The sequence below is a fragment of the Microbacterium sp. genome (assembly GCF_041909575.1).
In the GTDB taxonomy this organism is placed as follows: domain Bacteria; phylum Actinomycetota; class Actinomycetes; order Actinomycetales; family Microbacteriaceae; genus Microbacterium.
The window spans coordinates 1-18,109 of record NZ_JAYRDE010000060.1 but is presented as its reverse complement, the minus strand read 5'-3'; the positions used below and the strand labels follow the sequence as shown (position 1 = coordinate 18,109).

Genomic DNA, 18,109 nt, shown 5'->3' with positions numbered 1-18,109 from the left:
CAGATGCTGCAGGACCTGGGCCGCGAGCCCACGCCCGAGGAGCTCAGCCGCGAGCTCGACATGACCCCCGAGAAGGTCATCGAGGTGCAGAAGTACGGCCGCGAGCCGATCTCGCTGCACACTCCGCTCGGCGAGGACGGCGACAGCGAGTTCGGCGACCTGATCGAGGACACCGAGGCGGTCGTTCCGGCCGACGCTGTGGGCTTCACCATGCTGCAGCGTCAGCTCGAGTCCCTCCTCGACTCGCTCTCAGAGCGTGAGGCGGGCGTCATCCGCATGCGCTTCGGCCTCGGCGATGGCCAGCCCAAGACGCTCGACCAGATCGGCGACACGTTCGGGGTCACGCGCGAGCGGATCCGTCAGATCGAGTCCAAGACGATGGCCAAGCTGCGGCATCCGTCCCGTTCGCAGTCCCTCCGGGACTACCTCGAGTGAGCGAGGCGAACGCCGGCAAGGCGCTCACCGTCAAGGTCCAGGACTCTTCGTACGCCCGCATCCCGATCCGCACGCGGGTCGTGATGCCGGGCGACGACCTGGACGCGTTCGTGCGCGAGTACGCGGGCGACCTCGTCCGTGACGGCGACCTGCTGTTCGTGACGGAGAAGATCGTCGCCATCACGCAGGGCCGGTCGTACCAGCTCGAAGAGATCCAGCCGAGGCGCCTCGCGCGATTCCTGTCGAAGTACGTGACGCGCACGAGCTACGGCATCGGATTGGGCATGCCCGAGACGATGGAGATGGCGCTGCGCGAGTGCGGCACGCCGCGCATCCTCCTGGCTGCGGCCGTGTCCGCCGTCACGAAGCTGTTCGGCCGTCGCGGCGACTTCTACCGGGTCGCGGGCTACAAGGCGCGTTCCATCGACGGCCCCACGGCCCATACGATCCCGCCGTACAACACGGCCGTCGTGCTCGGACCCGAGAAGCCGAAGCAGGTCGCCAAGCGCGTGCAGAGCCTGCTCGGCGTCCGTGCGGAGGTCGCGGTGGTCGACATCAACGACATCGGCGGGAACATCCTCGGATCGACCCTCGACGCGGCCGGCGAGAAGCGACTCGTCACGATCCTCAAGGACAATCCGCTCGGACAGGGGCACGAGTCGACGCCGCTCGGCATCGTGCGCGAGATCTGACGCGACCCATTCACGCCGAAAGGGCGGGCTCCCGAGGAGCCCGCCCTTTCGCGTTGTCGATGGGAGGTGCGGCGGTTCAGACCGACTCGGCCAGGCGCGCCGTCTCGTCGTGCCACGACGTGGCCACGGCGCGCAGCTTCTCCTCGTACTTGCGACCGTGGTGGGCGCAGAACAGCAGCTCGCTGCCGTTCACCTCAGCGGCGATGTAGGCCTGCGCTCCGCAGGAGTCACAGCGATCAGCCGCCGTGAGGCGGTGGTCGAGAACGGCGCCGGTCTCGGTGGGTGTCGAAAGCGTATTCATCTCGGTGCCTCCTCGATCAGATAGAGCTCTTGTGCAGGTCATGAAATACAACCACGGCTTTGTTTCGAGAATGCCGCGAACCGGTCACATTTCGCTGAGCGCGTACGAGCGGATGCAGGGAAGCGTGTCGAGACGGCTCCGTCGGACCCGGCGGATACGCTTGGAGATTGTGACAGCCGAGTACTCCGCCCATCATCTTCAGGTGCTCGAAGGGCTTGAAGCCGTTCGCAAGCGCCCGGGCATGTACATCGGCTCCACCGACTCCCGCGGCCTCATGCACTGCCTGTGGGAGATCATCGACAACTCGGTCGACGAGGCCCTCGCCGGCCACGGCTCGCGCATCGACATCGTGCTCCACGCCGACGGCAGCGTCGAGGTCCGCGACCGCGCCCGCGGCATCCCGGTCGACATCGAGCCGCGCACCGGACTGTCCGGTGTCGAGGTCGTCTTCACGAAGCTCCACGCGGGCGGCAAGTTCGGCGGCGGCTCGTACGCCGCATCCGGTGGCCTCCACGGTGTCGGGGCATCCGTCGTCAACGCGCTCTCCGAGCGCCTCGACGTGGAGGTCGACCGCGGCGGCAAGACGTGGGCGATGTCGTTCCACCGGGGTGAGCCGGGCGTCTTCGCCAACGGTGCGCCGGACTCCGCCTTCCGCCCGTTCGAGGACCGCAGTGAGCTGCGGGTCGCCGGGAAGGCCGCGCGCGGCGTGACCGGCACGCGCATCCGCTACTGGGCCGACCGGCAGATCTTCACGAAGGATGCCGCCTTCAACCTCGAGGAGCTCGAGCAGCGAGCCCGCCAGACCGCGTTCCTGGTGCCCGGCCTCGAGATCGTCATCCGGGACGAGCGCGCCGACGAGCCGGTCGAGACCAGCTACCGCTTCGACGGCGGCATCTCCGAGTTCGCCGACTTCCTGGCGCCCGACGCCCCGATCACAGACACGTGGCGGCTGACCGGCGAAGGCACCTTCACCGAGACGGTCCCGGTGCTCCAGCCCTCCGGCACGATGGTGCCCACCGAGGTCGAGCGCACGTGCGAGGTCGACGTCGCGGTGCGCTGGGGCACCGGCTACGAGACGACATCGCGCTCGTTCGTCAACATCATCTCCACGCCCAAGGGCGGGACGCATCAGGCCGGGTTCGAGCTCGGGCTCATGAAGGTGCTGCGCACACAGGTGGAGCAGAACGCCCGCAAGCTGAAGTTCGGCGCGTCCGACAAGCTCGAGAAGGACGACATCCTCGCCGGGCTCTCGGCCGTGCTGACGGTGCGGGTCCCCGAGCCGCAGTTCGAGGGCCAGACCAAAGAGGTGCTCGGCACGCCTGCCGTGCGGCAGATCGTCGCCAACGTCGTCACCCGCGAGCTCACCGCGAAGTTCACCTCGTCCAAGCGCGACGACAAGGCGCAGACCGCGCTCCTGCTCGAGAAGGTCGTCGCAGAGATGAAAGCGCGCATCTCCGCCCGCGCGCACAAAGAGACGCAGCGCCGCAAGAACGCCCTCGAGTCGTCGTCGCTGCCCGCGAAGCTCGCCGACTGCCGCACCAACGAGGTCGAAGCCTCGGAGCTGTTCATCGTCGAGGGCGACTCGGCGCTCGGCACCGCCAAGCTCGCGCGCAACAGCGAGTACCAGGCGCTGCTCCCCATCCGCGGCAAGATCCTGAACGTGCAGAAGGCGTCGATCAGCGACATGCTGTCCAACGCGGAGTGCGCCGCCATCATCCAGGTCATCGGCGCGGGCTCGGGTCGCTCGTTCGACCTCGAGGCCGCCCGCTACGGCAAGATCATCCTCATGAGCGACGCCGACGTGGACGGCGCGCACATCCGAACCCTGCTGCTCACGCTGTTCTTCCGCTACATGCGCCCGCTGATCGACGACGGCCGTGTGTACGCCGCCGTTCCGCCGCTGCATCGCGTGGTGGTGATGAACCCGGGCACCAAGCCGAACGAGACGATCTACACATACTCCGAACCGGAGCTGCACGGCCTGCTCGCGAAGCTGACGAAGGCGGGCAAGCGCTGGCAGGAGCCCGTGCAGCGCTACAAGGGTCTCGGCGAGATGGACGCCGATCAGCTCGCGGTCACGACGATGGACCGCGCCGGCCGAACGCTGCGCCGTGTGCGGATGCAGGACGCCGAGGCCGCGGCATCCGTCTTCGAACTGCTCATGGGCAACGACGTCGCACCCCGCAAGGAGTTCATCATCGACTCCAGCGATCGGCTCGCGCGCGAGCGCATCGACGCCTGACGGACGGGGCTTCGGCCCCTCGGCGGGAACGGTCACCGTCCGCCTGTCAGCGGACGCCGGTTCCGATCGCGCCGATCACGCCGTCCAGCGGCGTCCCCGAGGCGTCCCGCTTCGCGCCGCTCTCGGGCAGGGTGCGCGTGGCGCCGTCGGCGCCGACCGCACGCGGCTCCGAGCCGACCCACGCGTGCGTGAGCGCGTCCTCGCCCTTCAGGAACCGCTGAGCCCGCACACCGCCGGTCGCGCGGCCCTTGGCGGGGAATTCCGTGAAGGCGGACACCTTGGCGGATCCGGCATCCGTCCCCGGCAGCGCCTCGCCCGATCCCGCGACCGTGACGACCACGGCATCGAAGGCGGATGCCGCCACCACCGTGAACGTGATGACCTCGGCGCCGTCGCTCAGGCGGATGCCCGCCATGCCCCCGGCCGAACGGCCCTGCGGGCGCACCGACGAGGCATCGAAGCGGAGGAGCTGGGCATCGCTCGCGACGAACACGAGTTCGGCCCCGTCGGACGCGGGAGCGGCGCCCACGACCCGGTCGCCGTCGCGCAGCGCGATGATCTCGATGTCGTGCTTGGTGCCGAGCTCGCCGGCGGACACGCGCTTGACCGTGCCGTGGAGCGTCCCCAAGGCGATCGGCGGGCCGTCCTGGAGCGGAACGATCGCGACGACGTGCTCGCCCGAACCGAGACCCAGGTACTGATCGGCGCGCGTGCCGGCGGCGAGCTGGACGGAGTTTCCGGGCACCGACGGAAGGTCGACGGGGGAGAAGCGCACGAGGCGGCCGTGGCTCGTGACCGCGCCCACGTCGCCGCGCGTGGTGGTGTCGACCCAGCCGCGGATCGCATCGTGCTTCGAACGCCGCGCCGGCGGCACGATGCCGCCGTTGGGGGCGTCGGCGGTCAGCTCGGCGCGGACCATGCGGCCCGTCGCGGAGAAGAAGACACGGCACGGCGTGTCGGCGATCTGGAGGTCGGCCGCGGCGGCAGCCGCGCGCGAACGGGGGGCGACGGGGCCGCCGTTGAGGAGCAGCGTGCGACGCGGCGTGCCGTACTTCTCGGCGGCCGCATCGAGCTCGCGGGCGACCTGCGCACGCAGCAGGACCTCGCTCGCGAGCAGCTCCTGGAGCTCGGCGATCTCGGCCGTCAGCTTGTCGCGCTCGGACTCCAGCTCGATGCGGGAGAACTTCGTCAGCCGGCGCAGCCGCAGCTCGAGGATGTACTCGGCCTGCGGCTCGGACAGGTCGAAGACGTCCATGAGGCGTGAGCGCGCCGCGTCGCCGTCGTCGGAGGTGCGGATGACCTGGATGACCTCGTCGATGTCGAGGATCGCGATGAGCAGGCCTTCGACCAGGTGCAGGCGCTCCTTGCGACGCGCGAGCCGGAACGCACTGCGCCGCGTCACCACGCTGATGCGGTGGTCGATGTAGACGCGCAGCAGTTCCCGCAGCCCCAGCGTCTGCGGCTGGCCGTCGACGAGGGCGACGTTGTTGATGCTGAAGGAGTCCTCGAGCGGGGTCAGCCGGTAGAGGTGCTCCAGCACGGCCTGCGGGTCGAAGCCGGTCTTGATCCCGATGACCAGGCGCAGTCCGTGGTGCCGGTCGGTGAGATCGGTGACATCCGAGATGCCCTGGAGCTTCTTGGCGGTGACGGCGTCCTTGATCTTCTCGATGATGCGCTCGGGGCCGACGAGGTACGGCAGCTCGGTGACGATGATCCCTGTGCGGCGCGGACCGAGCGACTCGACCGACACTTTGGCCCGGGTGCGGAACGAGCCGCGCCCCTTCGCGTAGGCGTCCTTGATGCCGTCGAGCCCGACGATGATGCCGCCCGAGGGGAGATCGGGGCCCGGCACGAACTCCATGAGCTCCTCGACGGTGGCCTCGGGATTGTCGAGCAGATGGATCGCGGCGCCGACGACCTCGATGAGGTTGTGCGGCGCCATGTTGGTCGCCATGCCCACCGCGATGCCGGTCGCACCGTTGACCAGGAGGTTCGGGTAGGCGGCGGGGAGCACTTCGGGCTGCTGGAACTGCCCGTCGTAGTTGGGGATGAAGTCGACGACGTCCTCGTCGAGGTTCTCGGTGAGGGCGAGAGCCGGAGCCGCCAGCCGCGCCTCGGTGTAGCGAGGCGCGGCGGGACCGTCGTCGAGCGAGCCGAAGTTGCCGTGGCCGTCCACGAGGGGCACGCGCAGCGAGAACGGCTGCGCCAGGCGCACGAGCGCGTCGTAGATGGGGGCATCGCCGTGCGGGTGCAGCTTTCCCATCACCTCGCCGACGACGCGGGCGCTCTTGACGTGACCGCGGTCGGGACGCAGGCCCATGTCGGCCATCTGGAAGAGGATGCGGCGCTGCACGGGCTTGAGGCCGTCGCGCGCGTCGGGCAGGGCGCGCGAGTAGATGACCGAGTACGCGTACTCGAGGAAGGACCCCTGCATCTCGGCGGAGACATCGACGTCTTCGATGCGGCCGTGATCGGCGGGGACGGATTCGGTGCGGGATGCGGGCATGACTGAGCCTCGGGTGACGGCGGAGCGGCGGGGGCCCTTCGCCGGTGTGCGAGACTGGCCCCGATGTCCCTCAGCCTACCCGCGGACGCTCCGCGAGCCCGGAGCCTCACCGGTGTCGTGGCGCAGATGTCGGCGGCGCTCGACGGCCGCTCCGACTGGTTCGCGCCGGCCACCAGCGCCGTGGTCGTGGTCGTCGACGGCCTCGGCGCCCTGAATCTTGCGGCCCGCTCGGGGCATGCCCGGTTCCTCGGCCAGGCGGGGACGAAGAAGGATGTCGCGCACACCGTCTTCCCGTCGACCACCGCCTCCGCCCTCACGAGCCTGCTGACGGCCACGGCTCCGGGCGAGCACGGGATCGTCGGCTACCGGGCGCGCATCCCCGGCACGGACGACGTGATCAACCAGCTGCGGGGCTGGGACACCGACGGCCTGCCGCAGTCCTGGCAGCGATCGACGCCGCTCGCGACGGCATCGGGTCGCCCGTTCTTCACCGTCACCAAGCGCGAGTACGCCGGGACGGGCTTCACCGCCGCCACGCAGGCGGGGGCGGAGTTCCACGGCGTGGACGACCTCGTCGAGCGCTTCGAGACCGCCGCCGACCTCGCCTCCCGGGTGCCGGGGTCGCTCGTCTACCTGTACGCCCCCGAACTCGACGGCCTCGGCCATCGACGCGGCTGGGAGTCCGACGAATGGATCGCGGGACTCGAGCGGGTGGATGCTGCGGCCCGAACGCTCGCCGGGGCGCTCGCGCCCGGTGTCGGGGCGATCGTCACCGCGGATCACGGCATGGTCGACGTGCCGCGGCACCGTCACATCCTGCTGCAGGACGGGGACGGCCTGCTCGAGGGCGTCCGCCTGATCGGCGGTGAGCCGCGGATGCTGCACCTCTACGCCGAGCCGGGCGCCGGCGACACCGTTCTCCGCAACTGGCGCGACGCGGAGGCATCCCGCTCCTGGATCGCCTCGCGGGACGAGCTCATCGCGTCGGGCCTGATGGGTCCGACGGACCCCGAGGTGGCTCCGCGGATCGGTGATGTCGTCGTCGCCGCGCGTGCGGGCGTCGTGTACTACGACGACCGCGTCGCCGACAAGGCACCGCAGAAGATGATCGGGCAGCACGGCTCGCTCACACCCGAGGAGCGCATGGTGCCGCTGCTGCGCCTCGGCGCGTTCGCCTGATCCGACAGGCCGGTCAGTCCTCGGTGCGGGCGCCGAAGACGATCTCGTCCCACGAGGGCATCGACGTGCGTCCGCCCTTGCGGCGACCGGCCTCGGCGACCGCAGACGGCTGGGCGTCGAACGCGGTGTCATCGGCCTCGTCGAGGGGCGACTCGTCGTAGCCCGGCTCGAGCGCGTCGAACAGGGCGACGGGGGAGTGCGACCGGCTGGGCGCCGACTCCTCCGCTCCGGGAAGCGGCTCGCGCTGACCCCGGCGGCGTCGCAGCGCCTCGAGGAGGTCGGCCGTCTCGGCGGATGTTGCGATCGGCTCGTCCGCGCGCTTGATCGCCGCCTGTTGCACGGCGGGTGCCGTCGGAGCCGGCAGGTCGGGAGTTTCGAGGTCGGCGTCGGGGAGCTTGCGGGGACCGAATGCGCCGCTGTCGAAACGGGAGTCGTCCTTGGGCGCGACCGTGTCGAGGGCCCGCAGGCGCGGGATCAGCCCGTCGGGCAGGGAGCCCTGCCGCGAGAGCTGGATCGCGTCCGCGTTCTGCGGCGAAAGGGTGCTGCGGCGCGGGTCGAACCCCCAGCGCGCGTCGTGATCGACGTCGTTGGCGGTGAATTCGAGCTTCACGACCCAGCCGGTGTGGTCCTTCCAGCTCGTCCACCGCTCTCCGATCGCGCCGGCCTCGGTCAGCTTCGCGCGCACGGCGGCGCCGAACGTCGGATTGGGCTCGGACTCGAAGTCCGCCCCGAGAAGCACGGGCACCGCCAGCGCCTGCCCGACGATGTGCTCGCGCTCGGCCAGCACCGGGCCCTCGAAGCGGATGACGTCCTCGACGCGCGCGCCCAGCAGACTCGCGACCTCGTCGGCCGACAGGCCGGAGCGGATGTGCGACTGGATCTCGCGAGGACTCGGCCGCGCGGCCTGCGCCTCGCCGTCCCGATCGCGGCGGGTCTTGCGCAGTTCGCTGCGCAGGACCTCGTCGACGGCGAGCGCGAACCTCTCGCCGGACTCGGTCGCCAGGACGAGACGATCGTCCTCGGTTCCGATCACCTTGAGCTGTTCCATGCGGACGCCTCACTTTGCCGTCGGGCTGATCGCTGCCGATCTTCGTGTCCCGCCCATGCTGACACAGCGGATGTGGACGGCCGGGAATATCCGGCGCGTGGCGCGAGTTTCAGGCGGACGCAGGGCGCGGCATCCGATCTTCAGCATTTGCTAAAACGACTCCCGTCATGCAAACTATCGCCGCCTGAAAGGGCGAGCACCCGAGATACTCCGGAAGTTGAGACGTTCACGCATGGCCACCGATTACGACGCCCCCCGCAAGACCGAGGACGACAGCGAGTCGATCGAGGCGCTCAAGGAGCGCGTTCCCGACAAGCTCTCCGGCGCGGTCGATGTGGAGGACGCCGACAACCCCTCCGGCTTCGAACTGCCTGGCGCGGATCTGTCGGACCTCGAGCTCGATGTGGTCGTCCTGCCCCCGCAGGAGGACGAGTTCACGTGCTCCAACTGCTTCCTCGTGAAGCACCGTTCGCAGCTCGACCACGACGCCGCGAGCGGACCTATCTGCTCGGAGTGCGCCGCCTGAGCTGAGCGCGACGCACCGCCGCGACGAGCCGATCCGGCGTGCGGGTGGACACCACCCACGCCGGGGTCGGGTCGTCGGGGTCGAGCACCGGCATCACCACGACGCCGTCGATCCCCCCTCGGATCACGTGCCACGCGCGCGGATCCAGGCCGGGGCCGCGCGCCGTACGGGCCTCCTCGCCGGCGAAGGCCTCGGGGTCGCCCAGGAGCGCGACGTCGATGTGCGCCCGACCGGCCCGCAGCTCCCCGTCCTTCACCGACAGCACCGGCGAGCCGGCCACCAGGAGAGCGATCACCGCGACCGCGACCAGACCGCCGATGACGAGCGCAGCCGTCGTGTCGATCGGCGCGAAGACGAGTGCGGCCATCGGCCCGGCGACGGCGGCGCTGACCAGGGTCCACAAAGACGGACCGAGCCGCTCGCGATACTCGCCGGCCCCGACATCGAGCGTTGTCTTCTGCATTACCCTCATTGGGTGACTGAAACGGTGGACGTCCCCATTATCGCTTCCGACGTCCCGGTGTACGCGCACCCCGGCGACGCCGGTGCCGACCTCATCGCCGCCGAGGCGGTGCGCCTCGAGCCCGGAGCGCGTGCCATGGTCGGCACGGGTGTGCGCATCGCGCTGCCCGATGGGCACGTCGCATTCGTCGTCCCCCGCAGCGGGCTGGCGGCCAAGCACGGCATCACCGTGGTCAACGCGCCCGGCACCGTCGACGCGGGCTATCGCGGCGAGATCAAGGTGATCCTGCTGAACACCGACTCCGACGCGGCCCACGACATCGCGGTGGGGGATCGGATCGCCCAGCTCATCGTGATGCCCGTGCCCCGCGTTCGATTCATCCCGGTGGAGGCTCTGCCGGAGAGCGTCCGAGGCGAGGGCGGCTTCGGCTCCACCGGCTACGGGTTCCCCGCGACCCGCACAGACACAGAGGACGGAGTCCTGGCATGACCGATCCCACTCCCGCAGACGCGCCCCGCAAGGACGCACCCGAGGACCGCGCGACCGCCGGTCCCTTCGACGAGTCCGAGGCCAACCCGGTCCGGCCGTACATCGACCTGGGCGGCATCAAGATCCTCCCGCGCGAGGGGCTCAACCTGCGCCTCGAGGTCGAGGAGCAGACCAAGCGCATCGTGGCCGTCGGGCTCGACTACGCGGGGTCCACGCTGCAGGTGCAGCCCTTCGCTGCCCCGCGCACGGTCGGCCTGTGGGCGGAGACCCGCGAGCAGATCCGTGCGCAGATCCGCCAGCAGGGCGGGCGCGTCGAGGAGCGCGAGGGCCCGCTCGGCCCGGAGCTCCTGGCGGAGGTTCCCGTCGTGGCCGGGCCCGACAGCACCGCGGGCAAGCGCCTCGCGCGTTTCGTGGGCGTCGACGGTCCGCGCTGGTTCCTGCGCGGTGTGATCGGCGGAGCGGCCACCTCCGATGTCGAGGCGGCCGCGGCAGTCGAGGACCTCTTCCGGTCGATCGTGGTGGTGCGCGGCGGGACGCCCATGCCACCGCGCGACCTCATCCCGCTGCGGATGCCCGCGACCCCCGGCGCGGCGTGAGCGACGCGAAGCCCGCCGACGCGCCCGGGACCGACGGCGACGACGGCGACGACGTGCCGGGTCGCCCCGAACTCACGCCGCCGGCGGCCGAGGCATCCGCTTCCGACCTGCTCGGCGCCGCACTCGGCGGCGCCGCGCGGCGCGCCGGACTCGACCCGGCGGAGGGCGCGTCGACCGGGCACGTCGTCTGGTCCGCCATGGGCGGCTGGCGCGGTGTGCTGGAGTCGGTGCTCCCGGGGGTCGTGTTCCTCGTGGCCTGGACGGCCACGTACGACGCCGACACCCGCTCGGGCAACCTGCTGCTCAGCCTCGTGCTCTCCGTGGGCCTCGCCGCGGTCTTCACCCTCGTACGGCTGGCGCAGCGTCAGCCGGCCAACGCCGCGATCGGCGGCCTCGTCGCCGCGGCGGCGGCTGCCGGGCTCTCCCTGCTGACCGGCCGCGGAGAGGACAGCTTCATCCCGGGCTTCATCACCAACGCCGTCTACGGCACGGCTTTCCTGGTGTCGGCGCTCATCGGCTGGTCGCTGATCGGGCTCGCGGTGGGCTTCCTGATGGGCGAGGGCACCGCGTGGCGGGCGGACAAGCGCAAGCGCCGCGTCTTCTTCTGGCTCGCGATCGCCTGGGCATCCCTGTTCGCCGCGCGTCTGCTCGTGCAGCTGCCGCTGTACTTCGCGGGTGACGTGACGGCGCTCGGAACGCTCAAGCTCGTGATGGGACTGCCGCTGTTCGCGCCGCTCGTCGCGGTGACCTGGCTCGCGGTGCGGGCGCTCTACCCGCCGCGCGAGGCGCACGCCGACGCAGCGGGGGAGTGATACATTTATCTTGATATCAAGATAAATTCACCCCGCCGCGGATTAGGTCATCCTCACTAGCCGATGGATCCCGGGCGGGGGAAGATGGGGAGTGCCGGGCTCCGGCCCGCTCCCGCCGCCGACGAAGGAGACAGACGTGTCCACGGTTGACAGCTTCGGTGCCAAGAGCACCCTGACGGTCGGCAGCACCGACTACGAGATCTTCCGCATCGACACCGTCGCGGGCCACGAGAAGCTCCCGTTCAGCCTGAAGGTGCTGCTCGAGAACCTGCTGCGCACCGAGGACGGCGCGAACGTCACGAAGGCGCAGATCGAGGCGCTCGGGTCGTGGGATGCCGATGCCGAGCCCGACACGGAGATCCAGTTCACCCCGGCCCGCGTGGTCATGCAGGACTTCACCGGCGTCCCCTGCATCGTCGACCTTGCGACCATGCGCGAGGCCGTGACGGCTCTCGGCGGCGACCCGAGCCGCATCAACCCGCTCTCGCCCGCCGAGATGGTCATCGACCACTCGGTCATCGCCGACCTCTTCGGCACCGAGAACGCGCTCGAGCGCAACGTCGAGATCGAGTACGAGCGCAACGGCGAGCGGTACCAGTTCCTCCGCTGGGGCCAGACCGCGTTCGACGACTTCAAGGTCGTCCCTCCGGGCACCGGCATCGTGCACCAGGTGAACATCGAGCACCTGGCCAAGGTCATCTACGACCGCACCGTCGACGGCGTGCTCCGGGCCTACCCCGACACGTGCGTCGGCACGGACTCGCACACCACGATGGTCAACGGCCTGGGCGTGCTCGGCTGGGGCGTCGGCGGCATCGAGGCCGAGGCGGCCATGCTCGGCCAGCCCGTCTCGATGCTCATCCCGCGCGTCGTGGGCTTCAAGCTCACCGGCGAGATCCCCGCCGGCGTGACGGCCACCGACGTCGTGCTCACCATCACCGACCTGCTGCGCAAGCACGGCGTGGTCGGCAAGTTCGTCGAGTTCTACGGCGCGGGAGTGGCCTCGGTGCCGCTGGCGAACCGCGCCACCATCGGCAACATGAGCCCGGAGTTCGGCTCGACGGCGGCGATGTTCCCCATCGACGACGTGACGCTCGAATACCTGCGCCTCACCGGCCGCGACGAGCAGACGGTCGCACTGGTCGAGGCGTACGCCAAGGAGCAGAAGCTCTGGCACGACCCCTCGGTCGAGCCGACCTTCAGCGAGTACATGGAGCTCGACCTCTCGACGGTGGTCCCCTCGATCGCCGGTCCGAAGCGCCCCCAGGACCGCATCCTCCTCTCGGAGTCCAAGGCGCAGTTCGAGAAGGACATCCTCAGCTACGCGACCGCGAGCACGTCGGAGGACATCGTCGACCTCGAGTCGAAGCACTCGTTCCCGGCGTCCGACCCGGGCGCCGTGCCCGGCGAGGAGGAGCCGACGACCCGCGAGGTCCACATCAACAGCGGCAGCCCCGCCGAGTGGTCGCAGCCCGTCGGCGTCACGACTCCCGACGGCGAGTCGTACGTGCTCGACAACGGCGCGGTCACCCTCGCGGCGATCACGTCGTGCACGAACACGTCGAACCCGTCGGTGATGATCGCGGCGGGCCTCCTCGCCCGCAAGGCCCTCCAGAAGGGCCTCAAGCGCAAGCCGTGGGTCAAGACCACGCTCGGACCGGGCTCGAAGGTCGTCACCGACTACTACGAGAAGTCGGGACTCGACAAGGACCTCGAAGGCGTCGGATTCTTCACCGTGGGCTACGGCTGCACGATCTGCATCGGCAACTCGGGCCCGCTCATCGAGGAGGTCTCGGCCGCGATCAACGACCACGACCTCGCCGTGACCGCAGTGCTCTCGGGCAACCGCAACTTCGAGGGTCGCATCAGCCCCGATGTGAAGATGAACTACCTCGCCTCGCCGCCGCTCGTCGTGGCGTACGCGCTGGCGGGCTCGATGAACTTCGACTTCGAGACCGACCCGCTCGGCAAGGACCTCGACGGCAACGACGTGTTCCTCAAGGACATCTGGCCCGCGACCGACGAGGTGCAGGCGATCATCGACTCGTCGATCTCGCGTGAGCAGTTCATCAAGCAGTACGCGACCGTCTTCGACGGCGACGAGCGCTGGACGAGCCTGCCCACCCCCACCGGCCCCATCTTCGAATGGGACGCCGACTCGACGTACGTTCGCAAGGCGCCGTACTTCGACGGCATGACCATGGAGCTCACGCCGGTCGCAGACATCCAGGGTGCACGCGTGCTGGCCACGCTCGGCGACTCGGTCACGACCGACCACATCAGCCCCGCCGGCAACATCAAGGCCGGCACGCCCGCCGCGCAGTACCTCACCGAGCACGGCGTCTCGCAGAAGGACTTCAACTCCTACGGCTCGCGCCGCGGCAACCACGAGGTGATGATCCGGGGCACGTTCGCCAACATCCGCCTGAAGAACCTCCTCGTGAGCGCCGTCAACGACGGTGCGATCGTGGAGGGCGGCTTCACCCGCGACTTCACGCAGGAGGGCGGCCCGCAGTCGTTCATCTACGACGCGAGCCAGAACTACCAGGCCGAGGGCACGCCGCTGGTCATCTTCGGCGGCAAGGAGTACGGCTCCGGCTCGTCGCGCGACTGGGCGGCGAAGGGCACCAGCCTGCTGGGCGTCAAGGCGGTCATCACCGAGAGCTTCGAGCGCATCCACCGCTCCAACCTCATCGGCATGGGCGTCGTGCCGCTGCAGTTCCCTGCCGGCAAGTCGTGGGAGTCACTCGGCCTCGACGGCACCGAGATCGTCTCGATCTCCGGGCTCGAGCAGCTCAACGAGGGCGTCACGCCCAAGACGGTGCGCGTGACCGCCGCACCGAGCGAGTTCTCGGCCGAGGGCAAGCAGACCGTGGAGTTCGACGCGGTCGTGCGCATCGACACCCCCGGTGAGGCCGACTACTACCGCAACGGCGGCATCCTGCAGTACGTGCTCCGCTCGCTGGTCTGACACCTGACCGGAGGGGCCGGGGAGCGCTCATGCGCCCCGGCCCCTCCGGCATGTCACGGGTAGACTGACAAGGCCCAGCCGGGCCTGGAAGGGAGCGCGGATGTCGCTGCTGTCGTCGATCACCGGACCCCGCGACCTCGACGCCTTGAGCACCGAACAGCTCGAAGAACTGGCCGAAGAGGTTCGCGGATTCCTCATCGAGAACGTGGCACGGACGGGAGGGCACCTCGGCCCGAACCTCGGTGTCGTGGAACTGACCATCGCGCTGCACCGCGTGTTCGACTCCCCGGCGGACCCGTTCATCTTCGACACCGGGCACCAGTCCTACGTGCACAAGCTCCTCACCGGCCGGCAGGACTTCTCGGAGCTGCGCTCGCGCGGTGGGCTCGCGGGCTACCCGCAGCGTTCGGAGAGCCCCCACGACGTCGTCGAGTCGTCTCATGCGTCGAGCTCGCTCAGCTGGGCGGACGGCGTCTCGCGGGCACTCACGCGCACCGGCCGCAAGGACCGTCACGTCATCGCCGTCGTGGGCGACGGCTCGCTCACGGGCGGCATGACGTGGGAGGCCCTCAACAACATCTCCGACGACAACGACCGCAACCTCGTCATCGTCGTGAACGACAACGGCCGCTCGTACGCGCCCACGATCGGCGGCATGGCCCGCTACCTGAACCGGGTGCGCACGGCCGAGGCCTACCGCAACCTGCACCGCGGCTCCGACACCTTCTTCCGCAGGCTCGGGCCGGCCGGGCGCGCCGTCTACCGCGGCGTGCGCGGCGGCACGCACGGCTTCCTGTCGCGCTTCACCAACAACGCCGCCCTCTACTCCAATCTCGACATCAAGTACCTCGGGCCCGTCGACGGCCACGACCTGCCGTCGCTCATCGAGACCCTGGAACTGGCCAAGACCTACGGGGCGCCGGTCATCGTCCACGCCATCACCGAGAAGGGACGCGGGTACCAGCCCGCGCTCGACGACGAGGCCGACGCCTTCCACGCCGTGGGCAAGATCGACCCGGCGACCGGCAAGACGGTGGGCGGCTCAGGCGGCACCACGGCCTGGACGGATGTCTTCGCCGACGAGCTGGTGACCGTGGGGGAGCGGCGCGACGACATCATCGCGATGACGGCCGCCATGCTGCGCCCGACCGGCCTGCTGCCGTTCGCCCAGCGCTTCCCCGACCGCGTCTACGACGTCGGCATCGCCGAGCAGCACGCCGTCGCCTCCGCCGCCGGCCTCGCATTCGGCGGACTGCATCCCGTCGTGGCCATCTACGCGACCTTCATGAACCGCGCCTTCGACCAGGTGCTGATGGATGTCGCGCTCCACCGTGCAGGAGTGACCTTCGTGCTCGATCGGGCCGGCGTCACGGGCCCCGACGGGCCGAGCCACCACGGCATCTGGGACCTCGCGATGCTGCAGATCGTGCCTCACATCCGCATCGCGGTGCCGCGCGACGAGGTTCGCCTGCGCGAGGTCCTCAACGAGGCGGTCCTCGTCGACGACGGACCCACGGTCATCCGCTTCCCGAAGGGCGGGGTCAGCCCCGAGCTGCCGGCGATCGAGCGGCTCGAGGACGGCGTGGACGTCCTCGTGCGCGCCGATGCGCACGACGTGCTCATCGTCGGAATCGGCCCGATGGCGCACATCGCGGTCGACGTCGCCGAGCGTCTGCGCGCGCAGGGCATCGGGGCGACCGTCGTCGATCCCCGCTGGGCGATCCCGGTGCAGCCGTCGATCGTCGAGCTCGCGGCATCCCACCGCCTCGTGATCACGATCGAGGACGGCATCCGCGTCGGCGGCATCGGCACCCGCGTGCGTCAGGTCCTGCGTGAAGCGGGCGTGGACACCGCGGTGGACGAACTGGGCGTGCCCGACGAGTTCATCGACCACGCCAGCCGGGAGCAGATCCTCGAGGACGCCGGGCTCACCCCGGCCAAGATCGCTCAGGACGTCGTATCGCAGGTGCTCGGCACCCGCATTCCGGTGGCGCGTGGCGCGACGAGCGAGATTCCGACGATCGGCTCGCTCGCGCGCAGCCAGGAGAAGCAGCGCTAGTCCGCGTGCGCGCTCGGGGCGGTTCCTGCCGCTCGGGGCCAGGGAGCCCAGCCGTCCGGGAGTGCACGGAGAATCGGCTTCGCCGCTCTCAGCCGGGCGGCGGGCATGTCGCGCGCGCGGGAACGCCCTGACGACGTTCCGTCGGGGAAGGTGAATGCATAGCCGACCCCGGCGCTGATCCCGCGATCGATCGTCTCGCGGTAGTGGCCGGAGGCGACGGCGAGGACGTGTCGCTCCAGGTCGTCGGCTTCCGACTCCCAGGTGGAATCACACGCCTCGCAGCCGCACACGGGATGGTGGAAGTCGTGCAGGAGCCCGGCGTGCAGGACGACGCCCGGATAGCCCGTGCAGACGAACGTGAGCGGGGCGCAGCGTGGATCGACGGGCCGGAGGCGTACCGCGCGCACGACGTCGACGGCCGGGTGGAGAAGGTCCGCGGCGAGGTGTGCGCCTTCGGTGACCTCGACCTCGTAGGCGTCGCGCAGGTGCGTGATGAGGGCGTCCGCGATCGTGTGGATCGGCGCGAACCGCTCGGGGTACGCGTCCACGGAGTACAGCTCCTCGGGAGGATGGCCGCTCCACCGGCGGCCGAAGTCGATGACGTTCCCTTCGGAGTCGCGGATGAGCGGCGCATCGATCGGCGGACGGGCGTAGGCACTCACCCCCTCATCTTGCCGTGGGAGCGGATGCCGCACCTCCTGATGCGGGTCGGTTCGGGGCGGCCGGGGGAATGTCGGAGGTATGTTCTAATGTCTGGGGTATGACATTCACGCCGCCGGATGAGCCGGGTCCCGGGTTCTTCGACCGGGTGCCCGATGATGCGGGGTTCTTCGACATGGTGCCGGCGGATCTGGTCTGGGATGCCGAGGTCGCGGGTCGGGTGCCGGTGGTGCCGGATGATGTGGAGTTGGTGACCGATGTCGCGGTGATGATGTCGGTGTTCGCGGCGCAGCGGTTGGAGCGGGTGGAGGGGTTGCGGCGCAACGCGTTGGCCGACCCGGGGCGGTATGGCGGGGGCACGGTGCAGATCGTGGAACGCTCGGTGCGGTTGGAGTTGGCGGCGGCGCTGCGGGTCACCGAGCATGCCGCGGGGATGCTGATGGCCCTCGCCGAGGCGCTGGTGCACCGCTACCCGACCGCGCTGGACTCGTTGGGGCGGGGTGGGATGACGGAGCAGCACGCGCAGGTGCTGGCGCAGCTTCTGGATGCCGCCACCCCGGCCGTGCGGGAACGGCTCACCGCCCAGGCGGTGGCGTGGGCCGAGGAACTGCCGGTCGGATCGTTCCGCCGCTGCCTGCAACGCCTCGTCGAAACCGAGGAGGCCGCGACGCTGACGGCCCGGCATGAGGAGGCCCTCCGGGCCCGGCGGGTGGTGATCGAACCCGCCGCGGACGGGATGGCGTGGCTGCACGCGTTCCTGCCCGCGGTGGAGGCCCACGCCATCCACTCCCGCCTCACCGCGATCGCCAAAACCCTCACCGGACGCCGCGCCACCACCACCGAAGAGACCCCTCAGCTCGAGGATTCCCGGACGGTGGATCAGACCCGCGCCGACGTGCTCGGCGACCTCCTCATCGACGGGAACACCGACACCCACCCCCAGGCTCGCGGGATCCGTGCCAGCGTGACGGTCACCGTCCCGGCCCTGGCGCTGCTTGCTGAGGACGACGCGGACCGGCACGGTCGGGGGCTGGGCCCGGCGACGGTGGAAGGCATCGGACCCATCCCGCTGGGGAAGGCGAAGGAGCTGTGTGGTGGGGAGGAGTCCTGGATGCGGGTCCTCACCCACC

General features: G+C 70.1%; 16 protein-coding genes. 11 read left to right on the top strand and 5 right to left on the bottom strand.

What is annotated here, in order from left to right:
* On the top strand, window positions 1-435 hold a 435-nt coding region (locus ACE3O1_RS09740; protein WP_374314825.1), incomplete at its 5' end, for a sigma-70 family RNA polymerase sigma factor.
* Complete coding sequence (locus ACE3O1_RS09735; RefSeq protein WP_374314824.1) at window positions 432-1,127, top strand: coenzyme F420-0:L-glutamate ligase; 696 nt, start codon at window positions 432-434, stop codon at window positions 1,125-1,127. The genes ACE3O1_RS09740 and ACE3O1_RS09735, both read left to right, overlap by 4 nt.
* A gap of 76 nt (window positions 1,128-1,203) precedes the next feature.
* Here ACE3O1_RS09735 and ACE3O1_RS09730 read toward each other — a convergent pair whose 3' ends face one another.
* Entirely contained in the window at window positions 1,204-1,428 is a 225-nt protein-coding gene (locus ACE3O1_RS09730) for a hypothetical protein (protein WP_374314822.1), read from the bottom strand.
* Between the two features lie 169 nt (window positions 1,429-1,597).
* Here ACE3O1_RS09730 and ACE3O1_RS09725 point away from each other — a divergent pair, with 169 nt between their 5' ends.
* Entirely contained in the window at window positions 1,598-3,670 is a 2,073-nt protein-coding gene (locus tag ACE3O1_RS09725; RefSeq protein WP_374314821.1) for a type IIA DNA topoisomerase subunit B, read from the top strand.
* Window positions 3,671-3,716: 46 nt separating this feature from the next.
* Here the strand turns inward: ACE3O1_RS09725 and ACE3O1_RS09720 are convergent, their stop codons facing one another.
* Window positions 3,717-6,176 carry a DNA topoisomerase (ATP-hydrolyzing) subunit A gene (locus ACE3O1_RS09720; RefSeq protein WP_374314820.1) on the bottom strand — a complete coding sequence of 820 codons (2,460 nt, stop codon included), beginning with the start codon at window positions 6,174-6,176 and terminating at the stop codon, window positions 3,717-3,719.
* A 63-nt stretch (window positions 6,177-6,239) separates the two neighbouring features.
* Between ACE3O1_RS09720 and ACE3O1_RS09715 the strand changes: the two genes are divergently transcribed.
* The gene (locus ACE3O1_RS09715) at window positions 6,240-7,355 is read left to right on the top strand and encodes an alkaline phosphatase family protein (protein ID WP_374314819.1); all 1,116 of its coding nucleotides are present in this window, start codon (window positions 6,240-6,242) and stop codon (window positions 7,353-7,355) included.
* Between the two features lie 13 nt (window positions 7,356-7,368).
* Here the strand turns inward: ACE3O1_RS09715 and sepH are convergent, their stop codons facing one another.
* The gene (sepH, locus tag ACE3O1_RS09710; protein ID WP_374314818.1) at window positions 7,369-8,403 is read right to left on the bottom strand and encodes a septation protein SepH; all 1,035 of its coding nucleotides are present in this window, start codon (window positions 8,401-8,403) and stop codon (window positions 7,369-7,371) included.
* 232 nt (window positions 8,404-8,635) lie between these two features.
* Between sepH and ACE3O1_RS09705 the strand changes: the two genes are divergently transcribed.
* Window positions 8,636-8,929, top strand: a complete 294-nt coding sequence (locus ACE3O1_RS09705) for a DUF4193 domain-containing protein (protein ID WP_374314817.1) — start codon at window positions 8,636-8,638, stop codon at window positions 8,927-8,929.
* On the opposite strand, the gene ACE3O1_RS09700 is transcribed toward ACE3O1_RS09705, so the two are convergent.
* On the bottom strand, window positions 8,904-9,392 hold the full coding sequence (locus ACE3O1_RS09700; protein WP_374314816.1) for a DUF3093 domain-containing protein: 489 nt from the start codon (window positions 9,390-9,392) through the stop codon (window positions 8,904-8,906). The genes ACE3O1_RS09705 and ACE3O1_RS09700 overlap by 26 nt on opposite strands.
* Window positions 9,393-9,404: 12 nt before the next feature.
* Between ACE3O1_RS09700 and dut the strand changes: the two genes are divergently transcribed.
* The 5 genes from dut (at window position 9,405) to dxs (ending at window position 16,319) form a co-directional block, all read left to right on the top strand.
* On the top strand, window positions 9,405-9,881 hold the full coding sequence (gene dut / locus ACE3O1_RS09695; protein WP_374314815.1) for a dUTP diphosphatase: 477 nt from the start codon (window positions 9,405-9,407) through the stop codon (window positions 9,879-9,881).
* Window positions 9,878-10,477, top strand: a complete 600-nt coding sequence (locus ACE3O1_RS09690) for a DUF3710 domain-containing protein (protein WP_374314813.1) — start codon at window positions 9,878-9,880, stop codon at window positions 10,475-10,477. Before dut ends, ACE3O1_RS09690 begins: the two co-directional genes overlap by 4 nt.
* A 53-nt stretch (window positions 10,478-10,530) precedes the next feature.
* A complete protein-coding gene (locus ACE3O1_RS09685) occupies window positions 10,531-11,289 on the top strand; it encodes a DUF3159 domain-containing protein (RefSeq protein WP_374314826.1) in 759 nt (252 codons plus the stop codon).
* Window positions 11,290-11,425: 136 nt separating this feature from the next.
* Window positions 11,426-14,260, top strand: coding sequence for an aconitate hydratase (locus ACE3O1_RS09680; protein ID WP_374314812.1), 2,835 nt, complete (start codon window positions 11,426-11,428; stop codon window positions 14,258-14,260).
* Between the two features lie 100 nt (window positions 14,261-14,360).
* Window positions 14,361-16,319: a 1-deoxy-D-xylulose-5-phosphate synthase gene (gene dxs, locus ACE3O1_RS09675; RefSeq protein ID WP_374314811.1), complete on the top strand. Its 1,959-nt coding sequence runs from the start codon at window positions 14,361-14,363 to the stop codon at window positions 16,317-16,319.
* Here dxs and ACE3O1_RS09670 read toward each other — a convergent pair.
* Entirely contained in the window at window positions 16,316-16,981 is a 666-nt protein-coding gene (locus tag ACE3O1_RS09670) for a DUF6226 family protein (RefSeq protein ID WP_374314810.1), read from the bottom strand. The two genes, dxs and ACE3O1_RS09670, sit on opposite strands and share 4 nt — an antisense overlap.
* 98 nt (window positions 16,982-17,079) lie before the next feature.
* Here ACE3O1_RS09670 and ACE3O1_RS09665 point away from each other — a divergent pair.
* Window positions 17,080-18,109, top strand: a 1,030-nt coding sequence (locus tag ACE3O1_RS09665; RefSeq protein WP_374314809.1) for a DUF222 domain-containing protein, incomplete at its 3' end; no start/stop codon positions are given.